Raw genomic sequence first — 255 nt, 5'->3', positions numbered from 1 at the left:
CATCGGGTAACTGTGCGACGCGATAACAGCCGCGCGCCGGATCCCTGACGTCAGAGAAAATGTCTTCACGCAGAAAAATGCCGGCCTGGTTGAGCCATTCGGGGGCCAGACAGAGCACCTGCTCATCACTGGCCGGAATATCGAGGATACGCCGCCCGGTACGCTTCCCGTTGAGCTCCACATCCACCAGGTAACGGCCGGCGGGGAAGGTGGCGTAACTGTCCACATCCGCCATGGCATTTCCCCCCTGCATGA

General features: G+C 60.8%; 1 protein-coding gene. It reads right to left on the bottom strand.

The features are described from left to right. Window positions 1-255: FimD/PapC N-terminal domain-containing protein (locus ACU8YC_RS28780; protein WP_446896483.1), on the bottom strand; the 255-nt coding region annotated here is incomplete at both ends.

The sequence above is a fragment of the Citrobacter sp. VF227 genome (assembly GCF_052950715.1).
The sequence above is the reverse complement of the archived record's forward strand: the minus strand, read 5'-3'. Positions and strand labels throughout refer to the sequence as shown.